Source organism: Streptomyces sp. NPDC053048, from assembly GCF_044547045.1.
Classification (GTDB): domain Bacteria; phylum Actinomycetota; class Actinomycetes; order Streptomycetales; family Streptomycetaceae; genus Streptomyces.
Window position 1 is genome coordinate 36941 of record NZ_JBITZS010000020.1, and the last position, 1439, is coordinate 38379.

Sequence of the window (1439 nt, forward strand, 5' to 3'; positions counted from 1 at the left end):
AAGCGATGTACTCCGCGATGGCGCGGGCGCAGTGCGCGGAGTCCTCGGCCAGGGACGAGCCCTCGGGCGCGGCGTGCAGGGTCTCGACGTAGTCGCCGAGGCCGTCGTAGAGCGAGGCGCCCCACGGCTCGTCGTGCTGGGACAGCGGGCGGCGCGCGTCCTCGCCGGAGGAGATCAGAAAGTGCGGTTCGAGGCGGGCGGACTCCTCGGTGGTGTGCGGGTTGAACGGCACCACGAGCCAGCTGACTCCGCCCTCGCCGCCGTCGTACGCGGTGAGGCCGTAGGTGGACAGTGCGCCGCGCAGGACGTCGGCCTCGGTGAGCGTGGACTCGTGCTCGTGGATGTAGGCGATGACGGCCTCGGCGACGGCGGCGGTGTCGGCCGCGCACTCCTTGTCCTCGCCGTCGGAGTCGTAGACCGTGGCGAAGTGCTCCTGATCGGCGTCGTTCCAGTACGCCTGCCAGCTGCGGTGCTCGTCCACCTCGTGGTGTGCATGCACTTCCGCCCCGTCGGTGGTGGTCGCGCTGATGCCGATCTCCGAGGCGTCCGCGAGGGTCAGCACGACGTAGGTGCCCGCGCTGTCGCCCCACATCTCGGGGGACAGTCCGGCGGCCTTCAGCTTCTCGAACAGCGGGCGCTGCGCGGGCGCGGTGGTGGTCTGCGTGGTCATGGTGGTCGTACTCCTGGTTGAGGTTTTCGGTGACGCGTGACGGCGGCGCGGCCGATGCCCAAGCGGCGGTGCTGCGGCATCGTTTCCCGTGGCCGCGCCGTCGTCCGGCCGCACGAGGACGTGCGGCCGGGGCGGTGGAAGCTGTCGGCTACAGGTGGCACTCGTGGCGCGCGATACCGGCGGCGTGCGCGTGGCTGACGGCGAAGATCGGCGTCACGCTGCCGAAGGCGTCGTAGGCGTCCCAGTGGAGCTCGTCGTAGAGGTCCTGGGCGTCGGACTCGTCCGCGGGGGCCTCGACGACGTGCCAGATCTCGTAGTCGTCGACCCCGTCCGTACCGACGACGAAGAACTCGCGCTCCTGCTTGGTGAGGTCAACGGTCGGCAGGGACGGCTTGGCGCTGAAGTCCCACGGCCACAGGCCGCCGACGAGGTACAGGCCGCTGTCGTCCGGACGCACCGTCTCCGTACCGGCCTCGCCCATGTAGTCGCTGCTCCACGTGAACACCAGCTCGTCGCCGTGCCACTCGGCACGCAGACCGCAGTCATCGCGGGTGAGGTCCTCGACGATCTGCTGGGCCGTCGAGCGGCTGAACGGCAGGCGCATGTAGGCGTCCTGGACCCGCGTGGTGTTCAGCGCACGGTACGGGCCGTAGGAGCTGCCTTCCACGGTGACGAGCTGAGCAACGGGCGTGGGGGTCTCGGTGGCGATCCCCTGGGTGATGGTGTTGGACACGTCGTCTCCTGGTTGAGGTTTTCGGTGGTGGCCCGG

The 1439-nt window shown here is 70.0% G+C and carries 2 protein-coding genes; both read right to left on the reverse strand.

Annotation, left to right across the window (positions count from 1 at the left end; all coding sequences use genetic code 11):
* Positions 1-670: hypothetical protein (locus ACIG36_RS33165; RefSeq protein WP_399936210.1), on the reverse strand; the 670-nt coding region annotated here is incomplete at its 3' end.
* 148 nt (positions 671-818) lie between these two features.
* On the reverse strand, positions 819-1403 hold the full coding sequence (locus ACIG36_RS33170; RefSeq protein WP_399936212.1) for a hypothetical protein: 585 nt from the start codon (positions 1401-1403) through the stop codon (positions 819-821).
* Positions 1404-1439 lie beyond the last annotated feature (36 nt).